The organism is Micromonospora violae (genome assembly GCF_004217135.1).
GTDB classification, from domain to species: domain Bacteria; phylum Actinomycetota; class Actinomycetes; order Mycobacteriales; family Micromonosporaceae; genus Micromonospora; species Micromonospora violae.
Genome location: NZ_SHKK01000001.1, coordinates 6528737 through 6548412, shown reverse-complemented (window position 1 = coordinate 6548412; position 19676 = coordinate 6528737). Strand labels below are relative to the sequence as shown.

Below are 19676 nucleotides of genomic sequence, written 5' to 3'. Positions count from 1 at the left end.
GTCAGCCGGCGTCGGAGGAGTGCCCGGGGAAGAGGTGGGCGCTCGGGTCGATGACCACGGCCGCGTTGTTGACAGCCGTCGCCGCCTCACCGAAGCCGGTGGCGATCAGCCGGACCTTGCCCGGGTACTCGGTGATGTCACCGGCCGCGAAGACCCTCGGCAGGTTGGTGGCCATCGCGCTGTCCACCAGGATGTGGCGGCGGTCCAGCCGTAACCCCCACTCGGCGAGGGGGCCCAGGTCGGCGGTGAAGCCCAGAGCGGCCACCACGACGTCCACGGGCAACGTCTCGGTCGCGCCGCCGCGCACGGTCACCTCGGCACCGGTCACCGCGCCCTCCCCGAGCAGCCTGGTGACCTCGGCGTTGATCACCACCCGTACCGGCAGAGAGAGCACCCGGGCGACCGTCGAGGCGTGGGCCCGGAACTTCTCCCGCCGGTGCACCAGGGTCACCGACCGGGCCAACGGTTGCAGCGCCAGCGCCCAGTCGAAGGCGGAGTCGCCACCGCCGACGATCAGCACGTCCCGATCGGTCAGCTCGGTCGGCTCGGTCACGAAGTAGACGATCCCCGAGCCGGGGGCGCCGTCGGCACATGGCAGCGGTCGAGGGCTGAAGCTGCCGAGCCCGCCGGTGACCACGATCGCGCCGCACGCGAGCTGCTCACCACCGGCCAGGCCGAGCACCGGGCGGCCGTCGGCGTACGAGAGTTTCTCGGCCCGGGTGCCGAGCAGGTACTGCGGAGTGAACGGGGCCGCCTGGGCCACCAGGTTGGCCACCAGGTCACGGCCCTTGATCGCGGGGAAGCCGGCGACGTCGAGGATCAGCTTCTCCGGGTACATGGCGGTGACCTGGCCGCCCGGCTCGGGCAACGCGTCGATCACCGCCACTGACAACCCGCGGAACCCGGCGTAGTACGCGGCGAAGAGGCCGGCCGGACCGGCCCCGATCACGGCGACATCGACCTCGCGCATGGCGTACCGTCGCTTTCCGCTCACGGATCAACGCGTGCTGATCTCGACCGTAGGCGGGCGGCGACGGTCGGGCAAGCACGTCCCAGTGGCGCGCCGGGGAATCGCCTCAGGGCAGGCTGAGCGTGCTGCCCGTGTAGTCCGGGCCGTCCACGGCCGGTCGCCGCCGACGGAACAGGATCGCCGCCACCACCCCGCCGAGCAGGCCGAACAGGTGACCCTGCCAGGAGATCCGCTCGTCGGTGGGGAGAATGCCGACCAACTGCCAGCCGTAGAGCAGGCCGACGAGGAGGAAGACCGCGAAGTTCCACCAGCTGCGCTCGACGATGCCCCGGGTGAGCAGGATGCCCAGGTAGCCGAAGATGACGCCGCTGGCGCCGACCACCACCGAGTTGGGTGAGCCGGTGAACCACACGCCGAGCCCGCTGACCAGGATGATGATCAGGGTCGACCAGAGGAACCGGCGGGCACCGGCGGCGAGGACGAAGGTGCCCAGCAGGATCAGCGGGATGCTGTTGCTGTAGAGGTGGTCGAAGCCGTGGTGCAGGAACGGGGAGAAGAAAACCCCGTCCAGCCCGTCGATGCGTTGCGGGATGATCCCGGCGGTGGCGTCCAGGCCGAACGCGAGCCCCTGGTCGACGGCCTCGATGAGAAAGAGGAACGGCACCACCGCGCACATGGCGACGAACGCTCGGCCGAGCGCGGCGTAGAACGCCTCGGTGCCGAACCGGAACGGGTCGCCGCTGGACGGGTGCAGGCTCACTCCACAACTGCTATCAGCAAAAGCGGCCGACCGCCACTCACGTCCCGTCCGGGGTACGCGCAAAAGCGGGGCGGGTGGTGCTCCACCCGCCCCGCTTCTGGCAGCCGTCAGTAGTGGCCGTTGTTCTGGAAGTACGTCCAGGCGCCGCAGGGCGTGTCGTACCTGCCCTTGATGTAGCCCAACCCCCAGATGATCTGGGTGGCCGGGTTGGTGCGCCAGTCGGATGCGACCGAGCCCATCTTGCTGCCGGGCAACGACTGCGGGATGCCGTACGCGCCGGAGGACGAGTTGCTGGCCTTGTGGTTCCAGCCGCTCTCCTTGGTCCAGAGCTTCTCCAGACAGGGGAACTCGGCGATGCCGAAGCCCTTTTCGATCATCAGCGCACAGCCGATCTTGCGGTTGCCGCTGTACTCCGCGCAGGACTCCGGGATCGGCCCGTTGTACGGCTTGGCGGCGGCGTTCGCCGCATCGCGTTCGCGCTTACGGGACGCGGCGGCGGCCTCGGCCCGGCGAGCCCGCTCGGCGGCCTCCTTCGCGGCCTGCTTCGCCCGCAGCTTGGCCTGGTATTCGGCGGCCCGCTGCTTGGAGAGCTGCACCTGGTGGGCGGCCTGCCGCTCGCGCTGGTACGCGAAATCAGCTCGGTCGACCTCGACACTGACCTGGTCGGTCAGGCCCTGTTGCTGGGTTTCCCGGTCTTCGCCCAGGTAGAAGCCACCGGCGACGCCCACGGAGAGCAGCGCTACAGCAGCCGTACGGGCGCCCAACCGGCTCCACAGCCGACTCACGAAGTGGTCCCTTCGTCGGGAGCAAGGACGTGGCGCGGCGCAGGTCACAGGTGGGCCGTCAGCCGTGCCACGAGCGCCCCGACCGGTTGCCGGTCGCGCCGACGCACCGACCTTCACCGATGTCGTCCGTGTTGGGACGAACGATCACCAACGATTCCGGTGGTGCATGGACGCTCGTGGGACACGATTGCGCACAGTGAGGCTGATGGGAAACGAACCGGCCCCTTTGTGATCTGCGCCACACTTCAAATGCGGACAAAAGACCGCATAAGGCCCATTAGATCGGGATGTCCTCCAGAAGGTCCGTGACCATCGCGGCGATCGGCGACCGCTCCGAACGGCTGAGGGTGACGTGCGCGAAGAGCGGATGCCCCTTGAGCGCTTCGATGACAGCCGTCACCCCGTCGTGCCGACCAACCCGCAGATTGTCCCGCTGGGCCACGTCGTGGGTGAGCACCACCCGGGAGCCCTGCCCGATCCGGGACAGCACGGTCAACAGCACCCCGCGCTCCAACGACTGGGCCTCGTCCACGATCACAAAGGCGTCGTGCAGGCTGCGCCCCCGAATGTGGGTCAGCGGCAGCACCTCCAGGATGCCCCGCGAGGTGACCTCCTCCAGCACGTTCTCGTGCACCACCGCGCCGAGCGTGTCGAAGACCGCCTGGGCCCACGGCGACATCTTCTCCGACTCCGAGCCCGGCAGGTAGCCCAACTCCTGCCCGCCGACCGCGTACAGCGGACGGAACACGATCACCTTCTTGTGCCGGCGCCGCTCCATCACCGCCTCCAGCCCGGCGCAGAGCGCCAGCGCCGACTTGCCGGTGCCGGCCCGGCCGCCCATCGAGACGATCCCGATCGACTCGTCCAGCAGCAGGTCGAGCGCGATTCGCTGTTCGGCCGAGCGGCCGTGCAGCCCGAACGCCTCCCGGTCGCCCCGGACCAGGCGCACCGACTTGTCCGGCAGCACCCGACCGAGCGCGGAGCCACGCGCCGAGTGCAGCACCAGGCCGGTGTGGCAGGGCAGCCCGGCCGCCTCGTCGAGGTCGAGCGTCTCGCCGGCGTACAACTGGCCAATCTGCTCTTCGCTCAACTCCATCTCCGACATACCGGTCCAGGTCGGGTCGCTGGCCTGACCGTGGCGGTACTCGTCGGCGCGCAGACCCACCGAGGCCGCCTTCACCCGCAGCGGCATGTCCTTGCTGACCAGGGTCACCTCCCGCCCCTCGGCGGCGAGGTTGAGCGCGACGGAGAGGATCCGGGCGTCGTTGCTCTCGGTGCGGAACCCGGGCGGCAGCACGCCGTCGTCGGTGTGGTTGAGCTCCACCCGCAGGGTGCCCCCGACGTCGTTGGCGGGCACCGGGCGGTCAAGTCGGCCGTGCCGGACCCGCAGGTCGTCGAGCATTCGCAGCGACTGCCGGGCGAACCAGCCCAGCTCCGGATGGTGCCGCTTGCCTTCCAACTCGGTGATGACCACCAGAGGTAGCACCACCTCATGCTCCGCGAACCGGTGGAACGCGGCCGGATCGGAGAGCAGCACCGAGGTGTCCAGGACGAAGGCCTGGCCGGCTGGTCGTGGCTCCTTGGGGTCGGCCGGCGCGGCGGCCGCCGAACGGCGGCTCCTGGTGGCGCGGCGGGTCGTGGCAGTCGCGGCCGGGGTCTGGTCGGCACCGGCGATGGTACGGCGAGTCGTCACAGGCCTGCTCCGACGGATGGGCACCCGCCACCCGTGTTCCGCCTCCTCCGGTGCCCGGGGACACGGGGTCGGATGCGGAACCCCGTGCGCGAGGTCGCAGATCCGGGCGGACCGGCTGGCTCGGGAGAACCCCGTGCCATGCCTAGACGCTAGCCCCGCCGGACCTTCCCGGCTAGAGGCCGAACGTGGATCTCCCAAGACGCGCTCGTGAACAGCGCTCCGCCGACGCCCGTACCAGCCGAGCGGCGGGGTCGCGGGCACGGCGGACCCGGCCGGGATGCATGCCCCCTGCGCGCATCCCGGCCGGTGGGGCCACCGTCACCGGTCTGACGTGACCCCGACGGTGCGTGTCCGCCGCGGACGACGCACCGCGCTCGTGGCGCCGGTCGGCGGAGTGTTCCGCCGACCGACCTCAACCGGTACGTCGGACGAGCGTGCCGGTCGGGTGCCGCCCGGTGATCGGGGCGGCCGGTGCGCTGAACGACGAGCCGGTGTACGTGGTGCCGGGGCGGGCGACCGTACCGGCGGAGCGGACCACGCCCGCGGGTGAGACCGACAGGGCCGAGGCGATCGCCGCCTGGGCGTCGCGACGACGCCGGTTCCAGGCGCCCCGGTCACCGTCGAAGTAGCCCTGCCGGTAACCGAAGCGGTAGCCGATGCGGTAGCTGAGCTGCCCGTGCAACCGACCGGCCGCGTAGCTGGTGGCACCGAGCACCAGGACGAGGAACACTGCGAGAAACGGGCTCATCGGGCAGCTCCGGCCCAGCCGGGACGCCAGGTCATCGCTCCTCCGGCTCGATCGTGGTGGGGTCGGCGACGAGCAGCCGGTCCAGGTCGTCGGTGCTGACCTCCTCGACCAGCTCGACGCTGATCCGGCAGCCGTCCAAGACGACCTCGGCCACCGAGGACCGCCGGATCTCGCCGCCGGCGTCGTAGACCCGGACGCTCAGCTCCGGGCAGCCGAGATGGGTACGCCAGGCGTTCCACTCGACCCGGTCACCGACGCTCAGCGACAGGTAGCGGCAGCCTCGGGCGAGGTAGAGGCGCCAGGGCGCGGTCAGCCCGGCGGCGACCCCCTCGGCGATCAGCCCGAAGGCCTGGGCGCGGGTGGCGAGCTCGGTCACCACGACCCCCTGGCACCGGGGGCGTGACGCATGTGAGCACCAGTCGTCTCATGCACGTGACACACCGTAGATTGTCCCATGGGCGTGACAGTATCAGCTTTTCGTCCGCTTACGTTTGCCACTACGTTCATCTATTCTGCCCGCGTGACACCCCTCAACAGTGGCACTGACTCGTTTACCGCAAATCCGAACGCCTCGTCACGTATGCGTGACAGTGGCGAGCCGGGGCGCGCACCCGTTGCCGGCTGGCCGTACCGTCACGGGGTGACCGAGACGGCCAATGCGCGGAAGATCGCCTTCGCCACCTTCGTCCGACGGGCCCTGGACGAGGCACGGGCAACCAGAGCCTGGAGCGGCACCGAGGTGTCCCGGCGCACCGGCGTCTCCCGGCAGACCATCAACCGTTGGGTCCGGGGCGACTGGGCCAGCGACCCTGAGGCCGAGCGGGTGGTCGCCTTCTGCGAGGGCCTCGGGTTGAACCCCGCCGCCGCCTTCGCCGCACTCGGCTGGGACCGCACCGCGGCCGGCCCCCGCGCCGGCCAGGCCGCCCCTCCGATGGACCCCGACGTGGAGGCGCTGCTCCGCCGGCTGGTCGATCCACAGGTGTCGGACGCGGAGAAGTTCCACATCCGGGAAACCATCAGATACCTCGCATACCGCCCAACGCTGCCGGTCGATGTCCGAAAAAGGGGCAATCAGGCAGGCTAGTTCCTCAGATAGCGAAAGAACGCCTGGTCAGGTTCATTCGTTTGCCTCCGGGGTTGGAACGGGCACGCTAGCGTCCCTATTCGTACTGCTTGGGCTCGTCATCGGCGGGGGGACGGGACAAGGCCGAACCCAGCCCTGCGGGACAGAAGGAGGGGTCTGTCCATGACCCTGAAATGGTTGGCAGTCGTGGTCGCGACGGTGTCGGTGACACTGTGGGCGACCGGCAACACGGTGACCTTCGCGGTCGACGGCGGGCAGCTTCCGCTGCTCGTCAACCTCTTTGCGCTCATCACCGCCGGCACCGCGGTCGTCCTGGCCGTCGTCGCCGAGCTGCACGAGCGCCTGAACGATCGAATCAGCGCGCTCACCGAGTTCCTGGTGGCACGGCTCAACGAGATCGAGAACCACACCGGTGATCGCAACACCGGGTTCGTGGAGGGCTACCTGTTGAGCCACGGCCAGGACGCCGCGGTGGTGCCGTTCGGCCGGCGCGGACGAGGAGCCGCCGAACGCTGATCGCCTACCGCTCAACGGGGCCGCTCGACCAGGAATGAGCCTGGATCGCCGGGGTACGCTGACGCGCGTGCCGCCGTTGAATCTAGGCAATCAGCAGCCGAGGACCCCGTTGAACGCCGACCAGGCCTGGCGGACAACCGCCAGCCGGGCGGCCGGGACCGTGCTCTTCTTCGACTTCGACGGCACGCTCGCGCCCGTCGACGACGACCCAACCGCGGTACGCCCGGCTCCCAAGGCGTTGGCCGCGATCGAGGCGCTCGCCTCGGTCGTGCAGCGGGTCGCGATCGTCTCCGCCCGACCCGTCGAGTTCCTTCGGGATCAGCTCGGCGGGCTCGACGGCGTGGACCTCTACGGCCTCTACGGGCTGGAGCACAGCCACTCCGGCGGGGAGACCGTCACCGAACCGGCCGCGCTGCCCTGGGTGCCGACCATGGCGGAGCTGGCCGACCTGGCCCGGGCGGAGCTGCCGCCCGGCACGCTGGTGGAGTACAAGCGGCTCTCGGTCGCGCTGCACTGGCGTACCGCCCCGCAGCTCGGCCCGACGGTGCAGCAGTGGGGGCAGGCGCAGGCCGACCGTCTGGGGTTGCGTTCGCAGGCCGGGCGGATGGTGCTGGAGCTGAAGCCGCCGGTCGACCGGGACAAGGGCATGGTGATCGGCGAGGCGATCAAGGAGGCCTCCGGCGCCTGGTACTTCGGCGACGACGTCTCCGACATCAAGGCCTTCGCCGCGCTGCGCGCCCGCGCCGCCGCCGACCCGGACTTCCTCGGCGTCTGCGTGGCGGTGGCAAACCCGGAGACCGGGCACGAGGTCGCCAACGCCGCGGACCTGACGATCGAGTCGCCGGCCGCCCTGGGCGACTTCCTCACCCGGGCGCTGACCCAGCTGCCCTGATCGAGCGGCGAGCGCGACGCCCGGTCAGACGCCGTAGCGGCGTTGTCGGGTGGCGTACGAGCGCAGGGCCCGCAGGAAGTCGATGTGCCGGAAATCCGGCCAGTTGAGCTCGCAGAAGTAGAACTCCGAGTGCGCGGACTGCCAGAGCATGAAACCGGACAGCCGCTGCTCGCCGCTGGTACGGATGACCAGGTCGGGGTCGGGTTGGCCGCGGGTGTAGAGGTGCTCGGAGATGTGCTCGACGTCCAGCACCTCGGCCAGCTCCTCAAGCGTGCCGCCGGCGGCGGCGTGCTCCAGCAGCAGCGAACGGACCGCGTCGGTGATCTCCCGGCGACCGCCGTAGCCCACCGCGATGTTGACCTCCGCGCCGCCGGTGCGCTCGCGGGTGCGCTCCTCGGCCCCCTTGAGCGCCGCCGCGGTCTGCGCCGGCAGCAGGTCGAGCGCCCCGACGATGCGCAGCCGCCAGGGGTTGCCCTCCTCGGCCAGCTCCACCACCAGATCCTCAATGATCTTGAGGAGCGGGTCCAGCTCGCTGGCCGGACGGCGCAGGTTGTCGGTGGCCAGCAGGTAGAGGGTCACGTGCCCGATACCGGCCTGGTCACACCAGCCGAGGACATGTTTGATCTTCGCCGCGCCGACCCGGTGCCCGTCGTTCGGGTCGACGAAGCCCATCTCCCTCGCCCATCGGCGGTTGCCGTCGCACATCACCCCGACGTGCCGGGGCACCGGCTTACCCGCGAGCTTCGCCGTGAGCCGGCGCTCGTACACGGAGTAGATAAGGTCCCGCAGCGTCATCACCTAGCAGCGTAGCGACCCTTCGGCCAGTTCACTGCCTCGGAGCCCCTTCCCCGCCGCCGAGACCGACGCCGATCATCGCGAGCGTACGAGCGGTGAGGCGTCCGTCACCCAATCCCAGCTCGACCACGTCGTGGAAGACCCGGTCGTCCCGACGGGCGGCACGGACCGCCGCGTCCACCACTCGACGTCGCCGGGCCAGCCAGGCCGCGACTGAGCTGTGCCGCAGGTGCGTGCCGAGGCGGCGGCGCAACCCGTGGGCGTAGCGGCCGGCCGCGCCCTCGGGCGACCGGGCCGCCGCCGACCCGGCGAGCGCACCGGAGAGCAGCGCGTAGAAGATCCCCTCCCCGGTGAACGGATTGATCAGCGACAGCGCGTCCCCGGCCAACAGCGTGCGCTCTCGACCCGGCGTCGGCCGGTGGGTGGACAGCGGCAGGTGATGGGCGCGCAACGCGGTCACGGTCGCCAGGTCGGTGCCGGGCAACAGCGCGGCCAGCCGGTCCAGCAGGTACCCACGGCTCAACGGCTCACCCCGCAGAACCTCCCCGTACCCGACGTTCGCCCGCCCGTCGCCGATCGGAAACGACCAGGCGTACGCCGGCCAGCGCGCCTTCGAGGTGACGATGAGCTGCTCGGACGGGCCGGGCAGCACCGGGGCGTACCCCCGGATGGCCAGCGCCAGGTGCCGGTCGGGGTTCGGCGGATGGCCGAGCGCCCGGCGTACCACCGAGCCGGCCCCGTCCGCGCCGATCACCACCCGGCCGGACACCTGCCCGTCGAGCACCACCCGGTCGGCGCGCGACTCGACCCGGCGCACGGCGTGCCGGCGCAGCTGCGCCCCGGCGGCCACGGCGGCCGCCACCAGCCGCGCGTCGAAGACCTCCCGGGGCACGGTGTACGCGGGTCGGGGCAGCGCCCTCGCCACCGCACCGCCGCCCGGCGCGATCATGCGTAACGCCGGCAGCGGCGCGTATCCCGCCACCGCCTCGGTCACCCCCAGCTCGGCGAGGACGTCAACCGAGTGCGCGGCGATGCCGTCACCGCACGCCTTGTCCCGGGGGAAGTCGGCCCGGTCCAGCAGCAGCACGCTGGCACCGGCCCGGCGCGCCGTCAGCGCGGCAGCCGCCCCGGCCGGCCCCGCCCCCACCACCACCACGTCAAACTCGTCGTCCACCGCGCGCCTCCCTCCAGTCCCGACGCGGCGCGGCCGCTCCCGCCGGGCGACCCGGTCGGCCTCGCGGCCGGCCGCGCCGACGATCTCCGCAGCCGCCCGACGCCGAGCGCTGTGACCGACGCCACCCGCCATCCTGCCCCCTGCCCGCCCGTGAAGGCCGCTCCCGCACTGGACCGACAGGTCTCACCACCTCCCTTTGCTCTGCACCCGCGGATGCGACGGTTACCGTCCGCGACTGTCGCCTATAGGGGTGCAGAGCAAAGGAGGGTGCAGAGCAAAGGGGTGGGTGGGCCGGGGCCGGGGCCGGGGCAGGGGCCGGGCAAGGGCCGCGGTCGGGCGAAGGCCAGGGCGGGCCGCGGCCGGGCGAAGGGCTGGGGCGTCAGCCAGGGGCGCCGGTTCGGGCAGCCGCCGCGGTCAGGGTTGGGGTTCAGGCTGGGCGGCGTCGGGGGCGCGGGCGGCGCGGCGCAGGCCGTAGAGGGTCAACCCGGCCGCCGCGACCAGGGGGGCGCCGTCGCGGACCAGGCCGTCGACCCCCAGCAGCCACCAGCACAGCGGCAGGTCCACGGCGAGTACGGCCACCGTGACGACGACCAGCAGGCCGCGCGCCCAGTGCTTGCCCCGCATCAGGAACGCGGTGCAGAACAGCACCGCGTAGCTGGCCGTGATGCCCGCGCCGAACCAGAACAGCACGGCCGGCACCGCGGTCAGCCGACCATCCAGGATGGAGCCCCCGGCCACCAGGGCCGGCACCAGCATCAGCGGGCTGTAGGTGAAGGCCGCCACCCGGCTCGTCAACAACCAGGCGCTGGCCTGCGGTCGGCGCGGAGGCGTTTCCCGCCAGGAGATACCGTCCCGGTCGATGACGAGGCGTGGACGGTGCCGGACCAGGTGCCCGGCCAACGCCGACGAGCGGTAGAGAAGCCAGACCACCGCCGCACAGAGCGCCGTGAGGAACGCGAAGCCGAGTACACCGGGCAGCGGCGGCACCCCCTGCCGGGGCACGATGAGCCGCCCGACCGCGAAGATCGTGGTGACCGCGAGGATCAGCCCGAACGGGCGGGCCACCGTACGACCGCGGCGCACGTGGCCGATCAGCAGCAGGAAGCCGAACGAGCGCAGCATGGCCCAGCCGGTCCGGACGGCCAGCCCGAAACCCTGCTCCGGGGCGTACCACCAATTGAGCAGCTCGACCACGACGGTGGCCGCCGCCGTCGTCGCCAGCAGGATGGTGAGCACCCGGACGGCGGACGGCCGCCGGACCTGGGTCTCGGCGGCCGTCCTCATGGGATCCGACAATGCCCTCACCGGGCCATTTTCACACCTAGCGCTGCGGCGGCACGGCGTCGAGGCGGGCGCGCAGCGCGTCCAACTCGGCCCAGAGCACACCGGGCAGCTTGTCACCGAACTTCTCGAACCACTCGGTGATCATCGGCAGCTCGTTACGCCACTCGTCCGGGTCGACCTTCAGCGCGATCCGGACGTCCTCCGGGGTCATGTCCAGGCCCTCGACGTCGAGCGCGTCCGGTGCGGGGACCATGCCGACCGGGGTCTCGACCGCGTCGGCCGTGCCCTCGATCCGCTCGACGACCCACTTGAGCACCCGGGAGTTCTCGCCGAAGCCCGGCCAGAGGAACGAACCGTCCGGGTCCTTGCGGAACCAGTTGACGTAGTAGATCTTCGGCAGCTTCGCCGCATCGCCGTCGGCGCCCTTGCCCATCTCGATCCAGTGCCGGAAGTAGTCGCCCGCGTGGTAGCCGATGAACGGCAGCATCGCCATCGGATCCCGACGGACCACACCGACCGCGCCGGACGCGGCGGCCGTCGTCTCCGACGAGAGCGTGGCACCCATGTAGACGCCGTGCACCCAGTCACGGGCCTCGGTCACCAGTGGGATGGTGTCCTTGCGGCGACCACCGAAGAGGATCGCGTCGATCGGCACGCCGTTGGGGTCGAAGTACTCGTCGGCGAGGATCGGGCACTGGGTGATCGGGGTGCAGAACCGGCTGTTGGCGTGCGAGGAGAGACCCTCGCTCTCCGGGGTCCAGTCGTTGCCCTTCCAGTCGATCAGGTGCGCCGGCGGCTCCCCCATGCCCTCCCACCAGATGTCGCCGTCGTCGGTGAGACCCACGTTGGTGAAGATCGAGTTGCCCCGGTCCAGCGTGCGCATGGCGTTGGCGTTGGTCTTCCAGTCGGTGCCGGGCGCGACGCCGAAGAGGCCGTACTCCGGGTTGACCGCGTAGAGCCGGCCGTCCGGGCCGAACCGCATCCAGGCGATGTCGTCACCGATGGTCTCGACCTTCCAGCCCGGGATGGTGGGCTCCACCATGGCCAGGTTGGTCTTGCCGCAGGCCGAGGGGAAGGCGCCGGCGATGTGGTGGACCTTGCCCTCCGGCGAGGTGATCTTGAGGATCAGCATGTGCTCGGCGAGCCAACCCTCGTCCCGCCCCATGACGCTGGCGATCCGCAGCGAGTAGCACTTCTTGCCGAGCAGCGAGTTGCCGCCGTAACCCGAGCCGTACGACCAGATCTCCCGGCTCTCCGGGAAGTGCGAGATGTACTTGGTGTCGTTGCACGGCCAGGCGACATCCTGCTGGCCGGGGGCGAGCGGGGCGCCGATCGAGTGCAGCGCGTGCACGAAGTCCGCGTCGTCGCCCATGGCCTCGAGGACCTTCGCGCCCATCCGGGTCATGATCCGCATCGACGCGACCACGTACGGGCTGTCGGTGATCTCGACACCGAACATCGGGCTCTCGGCCTCGACCGGGCCCATCACGAACGGAATGACGTACATGGTGCGACCGCGCATCGAGCCCCGGTACAAATCCGTCATCGTCCGCTTCATCTCGGCCGGCGCCATCCAGTTGTTGGTGGGGCCGGCGTCCGCCTCGTCGACGGAACAGATGTAGGTGCGCTCCTCGACCCGGGCGACATCGGTCGGGTCGGTGCGCGCGTAGAACGAGTTGGGCTTCTTCTCCGGGTTGAGCCGGATCAATGTGCCGGCCTCAACCAGCTCATCGGTGAGGCGGCGCCACTCCTCGTCGGACCCGTCCACCCAGACGACACGGTCTGGGGTGGTCAGTTCCGCGACCTCACGGACCCAGGCGAGCAGTTTCGGATGGGACGTCGGGGCCTGATCGATACCCCGCACAACAGCCGGAGCAACCATGACACATCTCCTTGTGGTCGACGCTGACCGATCTATGGGATGCACGAGACTCGGCGGCGCGATGCGTCGCCTTCGTGGAAACCTGGGATTGGCCTCAGCGTAAACCGGGCAGCCTTCCGAGTCAGTGGGACAGGTTGTGAAGAACTGCACAAGCTACGGCCTCGCTGCGGCATCACGAGCTGATACCCGCTTTCCCGCGCAGTTTCACGCAAATCTTGTTGTGCACCCCGGCGGACGCTTGTTGCGGTCGGGCCGTGGACCTGCCCCGCCGACCGGTGCGGGGATTCCCGTTCCGCACCGACTCACTCCTCCCAGTTGGCTACGCTCTGTGCAGTGGTTACGTACGCGGCGCTGGCCCCCTCCGGGAGACCACGCCCGCTTGCCGTTGCTACCCCTGTCACTGGCCGGCAGCCGGTAGGCTCCCTCCGTGGCCGCCACGATGACCGGGGAACAACCGGGTCCCCGGCAGACCCGACGGGGTCTCGTCGGCATACTGTTCGACCGCTTCGGTCATCTCCTCCGCGAGCTGAGCAAGTTCGCCACCGTGGGGGGTTTCGCCTTCCTCATCGACTTCGCGCTCTTCAACTACCTGACGAGCAAGCACGGCGTCGAGGAGCTGACCGCGAAGACGATCTCCACCGTGATCGCGGCCTCCGTCGCCTTCCTGGGCAACCGGTTCTGGACCTGGCGGCACCGCCAGCGCAACAACGCCGCCCGCGAGTACGCGCTCTTCTTCTTCTTCAACGCGGTCGGCCTCGGCATCACGGTCGCCTGTCTCGCGCTCAGCCACTACGGGCTCGGGGCCATCTGGCCGACCGTGTTCCAGACGCGCCTGGCGGACAACCTCGCCAGCTACATCGTCGGCACCGGGCTCGCCACGCTGTTCCGATTCTGGTCCTACCGGCGGTTCGTCTTCGTCGAAGCGGGAACCCCGACCCTTCCGCAGGTGAATCCCGAGCCTGACCACAGGGCGTGACCTGCCGCCCATCTCGTTCGGCCGGTGATCGCCGGCCGCACCGACTGCCCTAAGGTGTTTCGCATGCGTCTTGTCCGTCTGCTGCCTGAGCGCTGGCAGAAGTTCATCCACGAGGCGCTCAAGTTCGGCATCGTCGGCGGCATCAACACCGTCATCAATTACGCGGTGTTCAATGCCCTCGCACTGACCGTTTTCGTCAACGGTCAGCTGAAGGCGACCGTGATCGCGACCATCGTCGCCACCATCACGTCGTACCTCATGAATCGGCACTGGACGTACAGCGATCGCCCGAAATCAGCGCTTCGCCGGGAATATCTCCTTTTCTTCCTTTTCAACGGCGCCGGGCTGCTCATTGAGCTGGGTGCCGTGGCTGCCGCCAAGTACGGGCTCGGCCTGCACGGCCTGCTGGCGCTGAATCTGGCCAAGACCGTCGGCGTCATGCTGGCCACGCTCTTCCGGTTCTGGTCATACCGAACCTTCGTCTTCCAACCCGTCGCACCGGTCGAGGACGAGGCCGCGAAGCCCGAGTCCACCTGGCACAGCATTCCGCGCGACGAGTGGGACACCATGGCGGAGATGGACCCGGTCGCCGAGCTGGCGGAATCCGTGTCCGAGCTGGAGGAGGCGGAGTCCACGCAACGCGCCGACCACCCGCCCGCCACACCCACCCAGGGCCGGCCCCCGCGGCTGAGCGTCAGCCCCGCCGCCGACCTGGACGCGGAACTCGCCGCCGAGCTGCACGTCAGCACCCGTCGCGCGCCCCGCCGGTGACGACTCCCGACTCGCGCTCCGGCACGGGGCGACCGGCCGAGCTGTTCTTCGAGGATCTCGTCCCGGGGCTCAGCGTCGACCTCGGCGTGGTCAGCGTGGACGGCGACGAGATGGTCGCGTTCGCCCGGCGCTTCGACCCGCAGTGGTACCACGTCGACCCTGACCTGGCCGCGGCGAGCCGGCACGGTGGCCTGATCGCCAGCGGCTTCTACACGGTCAGCCTGTTCATGCGCGCGTACGTCGACCACCTGCTGTCCCGGGCCGCCGCGGACGCGTCCCCGGGCCTGGAGGAGCTGCGCTGGCTCGCCCCCGTGCGGGCCGGCGACCGGCTCGCGGTCCGGGTCGACGTGATGGGCGCCCGACCGTCGACCGCCCGCCCCGGGCTGGGCACCGTCAGCCTCACCGGCACCATGCTGCGCCTCGGCCCGGACGACCGGCCCGAGCAGGAGGTGCTGCGGACCCGTTTCCGTGGCTGGTTCGCCCTCCGGCCGGTCGCTGCCGACCCGGCCGACGTCGCCCCGACCGACGCTGACCAGCCCGGAGCCAACCGCCCCGACAGCGACCCCGGCGCGGCGGCCCCGCCGACCGTCGCGTCATCAGCTGGCGTCCCGACGCAGGTCAGCGGCCCAGCCGAGCCCCAACGACACAACTGACCCGCCCCCGACATCGCGGCAGGGGCGGGTCAGCAGCGGTGCGGTTCAGCTCGTGGTGTCGCGCAGCCGCTTGCCGTCCTGCATGTCGGCGAGCATGTCGCGCATCTCGTCATCGCCCAGCGAGTGCTTGTCGTGCTGTGCCTCGACCAGTTCGTACAGGGTGGTCTGCACCTTTCCGACGCCCGGCACATCGGCGAGCACCGACTGGCCGCGCTCACCGGCGGACTCGATGGTCAGCGTCCCGCAGCCGAGCAGGCGCTCGATGAAACGCTGGTTCATCGAGTGGTCGTTGACCCGGGCCAGCGGGAGGTCCCGCCGGTCGCGGGAGAAGACGCCCTTCTGGAGCAGGACGCGTTCGTTGGTGAACAGGTAGTGGGTGGTACGCCAGACCAGGAACGGCCACAGGCCGAGCCAGAGCACCGCAACCAGGGCGATCGCCCCGATAACTGCCAGCGCGATCGAACCGCCGCCACTCTCGGGCAGCAGCAGCACGCCGACCACCACCGCGGCGATGGCCAGCACCAGCACCGCGATCGGCCGGATCAACGCCTTCCAGTGCGGGTGCAGGTGCAGCACGACATGCTCGTCCTCGGTGAGCACGTCCTCAGGAAACGCCACGGGAACCTCCAACGCGATTTTCTAGACGCGCAGACCGTAAACCCCCCAAGCCCCACCACAACATCCGCCACGCGGCCCGACTCCGACCTTCGTGATCTTGGACGTGTTCAGCGGAGGTGGAGCACGTCGCCAGCGGCCAGCGTGCGAGCACCGGTCACGGTGGTGATCATCAACTGACCGTCGGGATCCACCCCGGTGGCGGTGCCGGTCAGCGAGCCGCCGTCGGGGAGCAGAACGCGTACCTCGCGGCCGACCGTCGCACAGGCCGCCAGGTAGGCGTCGCGCAGGCCGCTGGCCACCGCGTCCCCGCCCGCCGAACGCCAACGGTCGTACCAGTCGGCGACCGCCCGCAGCAGCGCCCGCAGCAGCGGATCCCGATCCGTGGCCGCCGCGCCGGCCAACTGGAGCGAAGTGGCCGGCAGCCCGGTCGGGTTCACCGGCAGCTCGTCGGCGCGCAGAGTCACGTTGAGCCCGATGCCGAGCACGATCGCCGGCGGTTGATCCGGCGCACGTCCGGGCACCGCCTCGGCCAGCACCCCCGCGCACTTCGCGTCGCCGATCAGCAGGTCGTTGGGCCACTTGAGGGTGGCCTCCAGCTCGGCCAGCCGGGCCACCGCCTCGACCAACGCCACGCCGGCCAGCAACGGCAGCCACCCGTACCCGGTGGGTGTCGCCGGCAGCCAGCCGCGGTCCGGCACAGCCTCGCCGGGCCGCAGCAGCACGCTTGTCGCGATGCCGGCCCGCGCCGGCGACTGCCAGACCCGCCCGCGCCGGCCCCGCCCCGCGGTCTGCCGCTCGGCCACCACGATGAGGCCCTCGGGCTCGTCGGCCCGGGCCGCCTCGGCCACGTCCGCGTTGGTGGAGCCGGTCTCGGCCCGCAGCTCCAGGCGGGCCCACGGCCCGTTCGGCGCGACCAACGCACGGCGCAGCCGGGCCGCCGACAGCGGCGGGCGATCCAGATCGGTGTACGGGGAGCCCGGCATCCCGCCAGCCTACGACGGTGACCGGGGCGGCACTGAGGCGTACTGCACAGCGGCACCCACCTGAACCATCGTTATATTCCGTGGGTGACTACCGAGACCGGGACCAACATCCACAGCACCGCGGGCAAGCTGGCGGACCTGGAGCGCCGGGTCGACGAGGCGGTGCACGCCGGATCGGCGCGCGCCGTCGAGAAGCAGCACGCCCGGGGCAAGAAGACCGCCCGCGAGCGGATCGAGATGCTCCTGGACGAGGGCTCCTTCGTCGAGCTAGACGAGCTGGCCCGGCACCGGTCCACGGCCTTCGGGCTGGAGCGCAACCGCCCGTACGGCGACGGTGTGGTCACCGGCTACGGCACGGTCGACGGCCGGCAGGTGTGCGTCTTCGCGCAGGACTTCACCGTCTTCGGCGGCTCGCTCGGCGAGGTCTTCGGCGAGAAGATCGTCAAGGTGATGGACCTGGCCATGAAGATCGGCTGCCCGGTGGTCGGCATCAACGACTCCGGTGGCGCGCGCATCCAGGAGGGCGTCGTCTCGCTCGGCCTCTACGGCGAGATCTTCTTCCGCAACGTGCGGGCCTCCGGCGTCATCCCGCAGATCTCGCTGGTGATGGGGCCCTGCGCCGGCGGCGCGGTCTACTCCCCGGCGGTCACCGACTTCACCGTGATGGTCGACCAGACCTCGCACATGTTCATCACCGGCCCGGACGTGATCAAGACGGTGACCGGCGAGGACGTCGGCATGGAGGAGCTGGGCGGCGCGCGTACGCACAACTCCCGCAGCGGCAACGCGCACTACCTCGCCAGCGACGAGGACGACGCGATCGACTACGTCAAGGCGCTGCTGTCGTACCTGCCGTCGAACAACCTCGACGAGCCGGTCGTGATCGAGGCCCCCGCTTCGCTTGAGGTCAGCGACGAGGACCGCGAGCTGGACACCCTGATCCCGGACTCCGCCAACCAGCCGTACGACATGCACACGGTGATCGAGCACATCCTCGACGACGGGGAGTTCCTGGAGGTCCAGCCGCTCTACGCGCAGAACATCGTGGTCGGCTACGGCCGGGTCGAGGGGCGGCCGGTCGGTGTGGTCGCCAACCAGCCCATGCACTTCGCCGGCACCCTGGACATCGCCGCCTCCGAGAAGGCCGCCCGGTTCGTGCGAACCTGCGACGCGTTCAACATCCCGGTGCTGACCTTCGTCGACGTGCCCGGCTTCCTGCCCGGCACCGGCCAGGAGTGGGACGGCATCATCCGCCGGGGCGCCAAGCTCATCTACGCGTACGCCGAGGCGACCGTCCCCAAGGTCACCGTGATCACCCGCAAGGCGTACGGCGGGGCGTACGACGTGATGGGCTCCAAGCACCTCGGCGCGGACCTGAACTTCGCCTGGCCGACCGCGCAGATCGCGGTGATGGGCGCGCAGGGCGCGGTGAACATCCTCTACCGCTCCGAGCTGGCCGGCGCCGAAGACCCGGCGGCGGTCCGGGCCGAGAAGATCGCCGAGTACGAGGACACCTTGGCCAACCCGTACGTGGCGGCCGAGCGCGGCTACATCGACTCGGTGATCCCGCCGCACGAGACGCGCACCCAGATCGTCCGGGCGCTGCGCGTCCTCCGCACCAAGCGGGAGACCCTGCCGCCCAAGAAGCACGGCAACATCCCGCTGTAACGCCCGGTCCGGCGTCGCCCTCAGCAGTTCGGGGGTGGGGCGTTGGCGTTCGTGCACAGGCGCGCCACGGCCGCGACGGCGACCTGTTGGAGTTCCGACTCGGTGCCGTCGCGACCGAGGCTGAGCACCGAGACGAGATCGCCGACCTGCACCACCGCAGTGTTGGTCGGGCGCGTCTTGTCGTTGAGCGTCGCGCCGGTGTTCACGTCCCGGGCCTGGGAAACCGTGTGGGTCAGCAGGAGGCCGCCCTGCCCCCCAGAGTCCAGCGGCCGGACCTGCCACCGGTGCACCGCCTCCGCCGTAACGGTCTTCCCGTTCCGCTCGTACGGCCCGCGACTGCGCCACTCGTCGCACGGGTCCACCAGACCCTGGAGGGTCACGAGCGCCAACGTCGCCTCGTCCTGTCTTGGCATCCGGTAGACGTCCTGCATCACGAGGACGTCGGCGTTGCCGGGCTCGGTTCCGGCGGGACGCGCCCGAAGCAGGGTCTGTGAGCGGGACACGCGGGAGAACCGCCACCCCTCCGGCAGCCCCAGGTTCGCCCGGCACTGATCGAGCATCGGGTCGACCCGGACCGGCTCCCCCATGCCCGCCTGGCTGAGCTGCACCTCGATCGGGCGCGTCAGGTCGGCCGGCTGGAGCAGGGCGTCGGTGGCGATCTCGTGCTGGGTCGGCGTGGCGTCGGGCGCGGCCGAGGCGGCCGGTGTGGACGGCGGAGATCCGCCGGTTGCGACGAGCGCAACGGCGGTGCCCCCGGCGAGGGCCAGTACGGCGGTGGCCGCCACGATCCTGCGCTGGCTGCGGCGGCGGGCCCGGGCACGGATCTCCTCCGGGGCGGGCCAGCGCACGTCGTGCAGGTCCCGCCGAACCCGTTCGGCGAAGGTCAGGTCGTTACGCATCAGCGGCCTCCTCCAGGTCAGAGACGGCGAGCAGGCCGGCGAGCGCGGCACGCCCCCGGGAGAGTCGGGCCTTCACCGTGCCCACCGGGGCTTCGGTCTCCCGTGCCACCTCGGCGACCGGCATACCGACCAGGTAGTAGAGGGCGATGGCGACGCGCTGTTCCTCGGGCAGCCGACGCAGAGCGGCGACCACCTCGACGGTGTCGGTGCCCGGGCCGGGAACGCTCTCGGTGGCGCCGTGCCGCAGGTACGCGCGGGCCCGGCTGCGCAGGCTGCGCCACCTGCTGACGGCGATCCGGCTGGCCACCACCCGCACCCAGGCCTCCGGGTCGTCGTAGCCGCTGATCGTGGACCAGCGCTGCCACGCCCGGATGTACGCCTCCTGCACCGCGTCCTGCGCCTCACCCCGGTCGCCGGTGAGCACGTAGACGAACCCGAGCAGCCGTTGCCGACTTCCCTGGTAGAACTCGTCGAACCCATCGACGTCCGGCACCCTCCACCTCCCCGTGTCGGTCGCAGGGAACA

At 70.7% G+C, this 19676-nt stretch carries 21 protein-coding genes; 7 read left to right on the top strand and 14 right to left on the bottom strand.

Going from position 1 to position 19676, the window contains the following annotated elements; translation table 11 throughout:
• Position 1: 1 nt before the first annotated feature.
• The 6 genes from EV382_RS29730 to EV382_RS29705 form a co-directional block, all read right to left on the bottom strand.
• A complete protein-coding gene (locus EV382_RS29730; protein ID WP_130409318.1) occupies positions 2 to 970 on the bottom strand; it encodes an NAD(P)/FAD-dependent oxidoreductase in 969 nt (322 codons plus the stop codon).
• A gap of 106 nt (positions 971 to 1076) precedes the next feature.
• A complete protein-coding gene (locus EV382_RS29725) occupies positions 1077 to 1730 on the bottom strand; it encodes a rhomboid family intramembrane serine protease (RefSeq protein ID WP_130407324.1) in 654 nt (217 codons plus the stop codon).
• Between the two features lie 107 nt (positions 1731 to 1837).
• On the bottom strand, positions 1838 to 2515 hold the full coding sequence (locus tag EV382_RS29720; RefSeq protein WP_130407322.1) for an aggregation-promoting factor C-terminal-like domain-containing protein: 678 nt from the start codon (positions 2513 to 2515) through the stop codon (positions 1838 to 1840).
• A gap of 277 nt (positions 2516 to 2792) precedes the next feature.
• Positions 2793 to 4208: an RNA 5'-3' helicase PhoH2 gene (gene phoH2 / locus EV382_RS29715; RefSeq protein WP_130407320.1), complete on the bottom strand. Its 1416-nt coding sequence runs from the start codon at positions 4206 to 4208 to the stop codon at positions 2793 to 2795.
• Positions 4209 to 4620: 412 nt separating this feature from the next.
• Positions 4621 to 4956 carry a hypothetical protein gene (locus EV382_RS29710; protein WP_130407318.1) on the bottom strand — a complete coding sequence of 112 codons (336 nt, stop codon included), beginning with the start codon at positions 4954 to 4956 and terminating at the stop codon, positions 4621 to 4623.
• A 31-nt stretch (positions 4957 to 4987) separates the two neighbouring features.
• The gene (locus EV382_RS29705; protein ID WP_130407316.1) at positions 4988 to 5332 is read right to left on the bottom strand and encodes a hypothetical protein; all 345 of its coding nucleotides are present in this window, start codon (positions 5330 to 5332) and stop codon (positions 4988 to 4990) included.
• Positions 5333 to 5596: 264 nt separating this feature from the next.
• On the opposite strand from EV382_RS29705, the gene EV382_RS29700 reads away from it, so the two are divergent.
• The 3 genes from EV382_RS29700 (at position 5597) to otsB (ending at position 7448) form a co-directional block, all read left to right on the top strand.
• Complete coding sequence (locus tag EV382_RS29700; RefSeq protein ID WP_130407314.1) at positions 5597 to 6040, top strand: XRE family transcriptional regulator; 444 nt, start codon at positions 5597 to 5599, stop codon at positions 6038 to 6040.
• 162 nt (positions 6041 to 6202) lie between these two features.
• Positions 6203 to 6556: a hypothetical protein gene (locus EV382_RS29695; RefSeq protein ID WP_130407312.1), complete on the top strand. Its 354-nt coding sequence runs from the start codon at positions 6203 to 6205 to the stop codon at positions 6554 to 6556.
• A gap of 67 nt (positions 6557 to 6623) precedes the next feature.
• On the top strand, positions 6624 to 7448 hold the full coding sequence (gene otsB, locus EV382_RS29690; protein WP_130407310.1) for a trehalose-phosphatase: 825 nt from the start codon (positions 6624 to 6626) through the stop codon (positions 7446 to 7448).
• Between the two features lie 24 nt (positions 7449 to 7472).
• Here otsB and EV382_RS29685 read toward each other — a convergent pair whose 3' ends face one another.
• From EV382_RS29685 to EV382_RS29670, 4 genes are all read right to left on the bottom strand, one after another.
• Positions 7473 to 8243, bottom strand: a complete 771-nt coding sequence (locus EV382_RS29685) for an isoprenyl transferase (protein ID WP_130407308.1) — start codon at positions 8241 to 8243, stop codon at positions 7473 to 7475.
• Positions 8244 to 8274: 31 nt separating this feature from the next.
• Entirely contained in the window at positions 8275 to 9417 is a 1143-nt protein-coding gene (locus EV382_RS29680) for an NAD(P)/FAD-dependent oxidoreductase (RefSeq protein WP_130407306.1), read from the bottom strand.
• Positions 9418 to 9831: 414 nt separating this feature from the next.
• Positions 9832 to 10701 carry a hypothetical protein gene (locus tag EV382_RS29675; RefSeq protein ID WP_130407304.1) on the bottom strand — a complete coding sequence of 290 codons (870 nt, stop codon included), beginning with the start codon at positions 10699 to 10701 and terminating at the stop codon, positions 9832 to 9834.
• Positions 10702 to 10738: 37 nt separating this feature from the next.
• Positions 10739 to 12583 carry a phosphoenolpyruvate carboxykinase (GTP) gene (locus EV382_RS29670; protein ID WP_130407302.1) on the bottom strand — a complete coding sequence of 615 codons (1845 nt, stop codon included), beginning with the start codon at positions 12581 to 12583 and terminating at the stop codon, positions 10739 to 10741.
• A gap of 439 nt (positions 12584 to 13022) precedes the next feature.
• Here EV382_RS29670 and EV382_RS34040 point away from each other — a divergent pair, with 439 nt between their 5' ends.
• The 3 genes from EV382_RS34040 (at position 13023) to EV382_RS29655 (ending at position 14983) form a co-directional block, all read left to right on the top strand.
• Positions 13023 to 13559, top strand: a complete 537-nt coding sequence (locus EV382_RS34040) for a GtrA family protein (protein WP_130409316.1) — start codon at positions 13023 to 13025, stop codon at positions 13557 to 13559.
• 63 nt (positions 13560 to 13622) lie between these two features.
• Positions 13623 to 14330, top strand: a complete 708-nt coding sequence (locus EV382_RS29660; RefSeq protein ID WP_130409314.1) for a GtrA family protein — start codon at positions 13623 to 13625, stop codon at positions 14328 to 14330.
• The gene (locus EV382_RS29655; protein ID WP_130407300.1) at positions 14327 to 14983 is read left to right on the top strand and encodes a MaoC/PaaZ C-terminal domain-containing protein; all 657 of its coding nucleotides are present in this window, start codon (positions 14327 to 14329) and stop codon (positions 14981 to 14983) included. The genes EV382_RS29660 and EV382_RS29655 overlap by 4 nt, the downstream gene beginning before the upstream one ends.
• Positions 14984 to 15028: 45 nt before the next feature.
• Here the strand turns inward: EV382_RS29655 and EV382_RS29650 are convergent, their stop codons facing one another.
• The gene (locus EV382_RS29650) at positions 15029 to 15601 is read right to left on the bottom strand and encodes a PH domain-containing protein (protein WP_130407298.1); all 573 of its coding nucleotides are present in this window, start codon (positions 15599 to 15601) and stop codon (positions 15029 to 15031) included.
• Positions 15602 to 15708: 107 nt separating this feature from the next.
• Entirely contained in the window at positions 15709 to 16584 is an 876-nt protein-coding gene (locus tag EV382_RS29645; protein WP_130407296.1) for a biotin--[acetyl-CoA-carboxylase] ligase, read from the bottom strand.
• A gap of 84 nt (positions 16585 to 16668) precedes the next feature.
• On the opposite strand from EV382_RS29645, the gene EV382_RS29640 reads away from it, so the two are divergent.
• Positions 16669 to 18252 carry an acyl-CoA carboxylase subunit beta gene (locus tag EV382_RS29640; RefSeq protein WP_130407294.1) on the top strand — a complete coding sequence of 528 codons (1584 nt, stop codon included), beginning with the start codon at positions 16669 to 16671 and terminating at the stop codon, positions 18250 to 18252.
• A gap of 20 nt (positions 18253 to 18272) precedes the next feature.
• On the opposite strand, the gene EV382_RS29635 is transcribed toward EV382_RS29640, so the two are convergent.
• Both EV382_RS29635 and EV382_RS29630 read right to left on the bottom strand, forming a co-directional pair.
• A complete protein-coding gene (locus EV382_RS29635; protein WP_130407292.1) occupies positions 18273 to 19151 on the bottom strand; it encodes a hypothetical protein in 879 nt (292 codons plus the stop codon).
• Entirely contained in the window at positions 19144 to 19644 is a 501-nt protein-coding gene (locus EV382_RS29630; protein WP_130407290.1) for a SigE family RNA polymerase sigma factor, read from the bottom strand. Before EV382_RS29630 ends, EV382_RS29635 begins: the two co-directional genes overlap by 8 nt.
• Positions 19645 to 19676 lie beyond the last annotated feature (32 nt).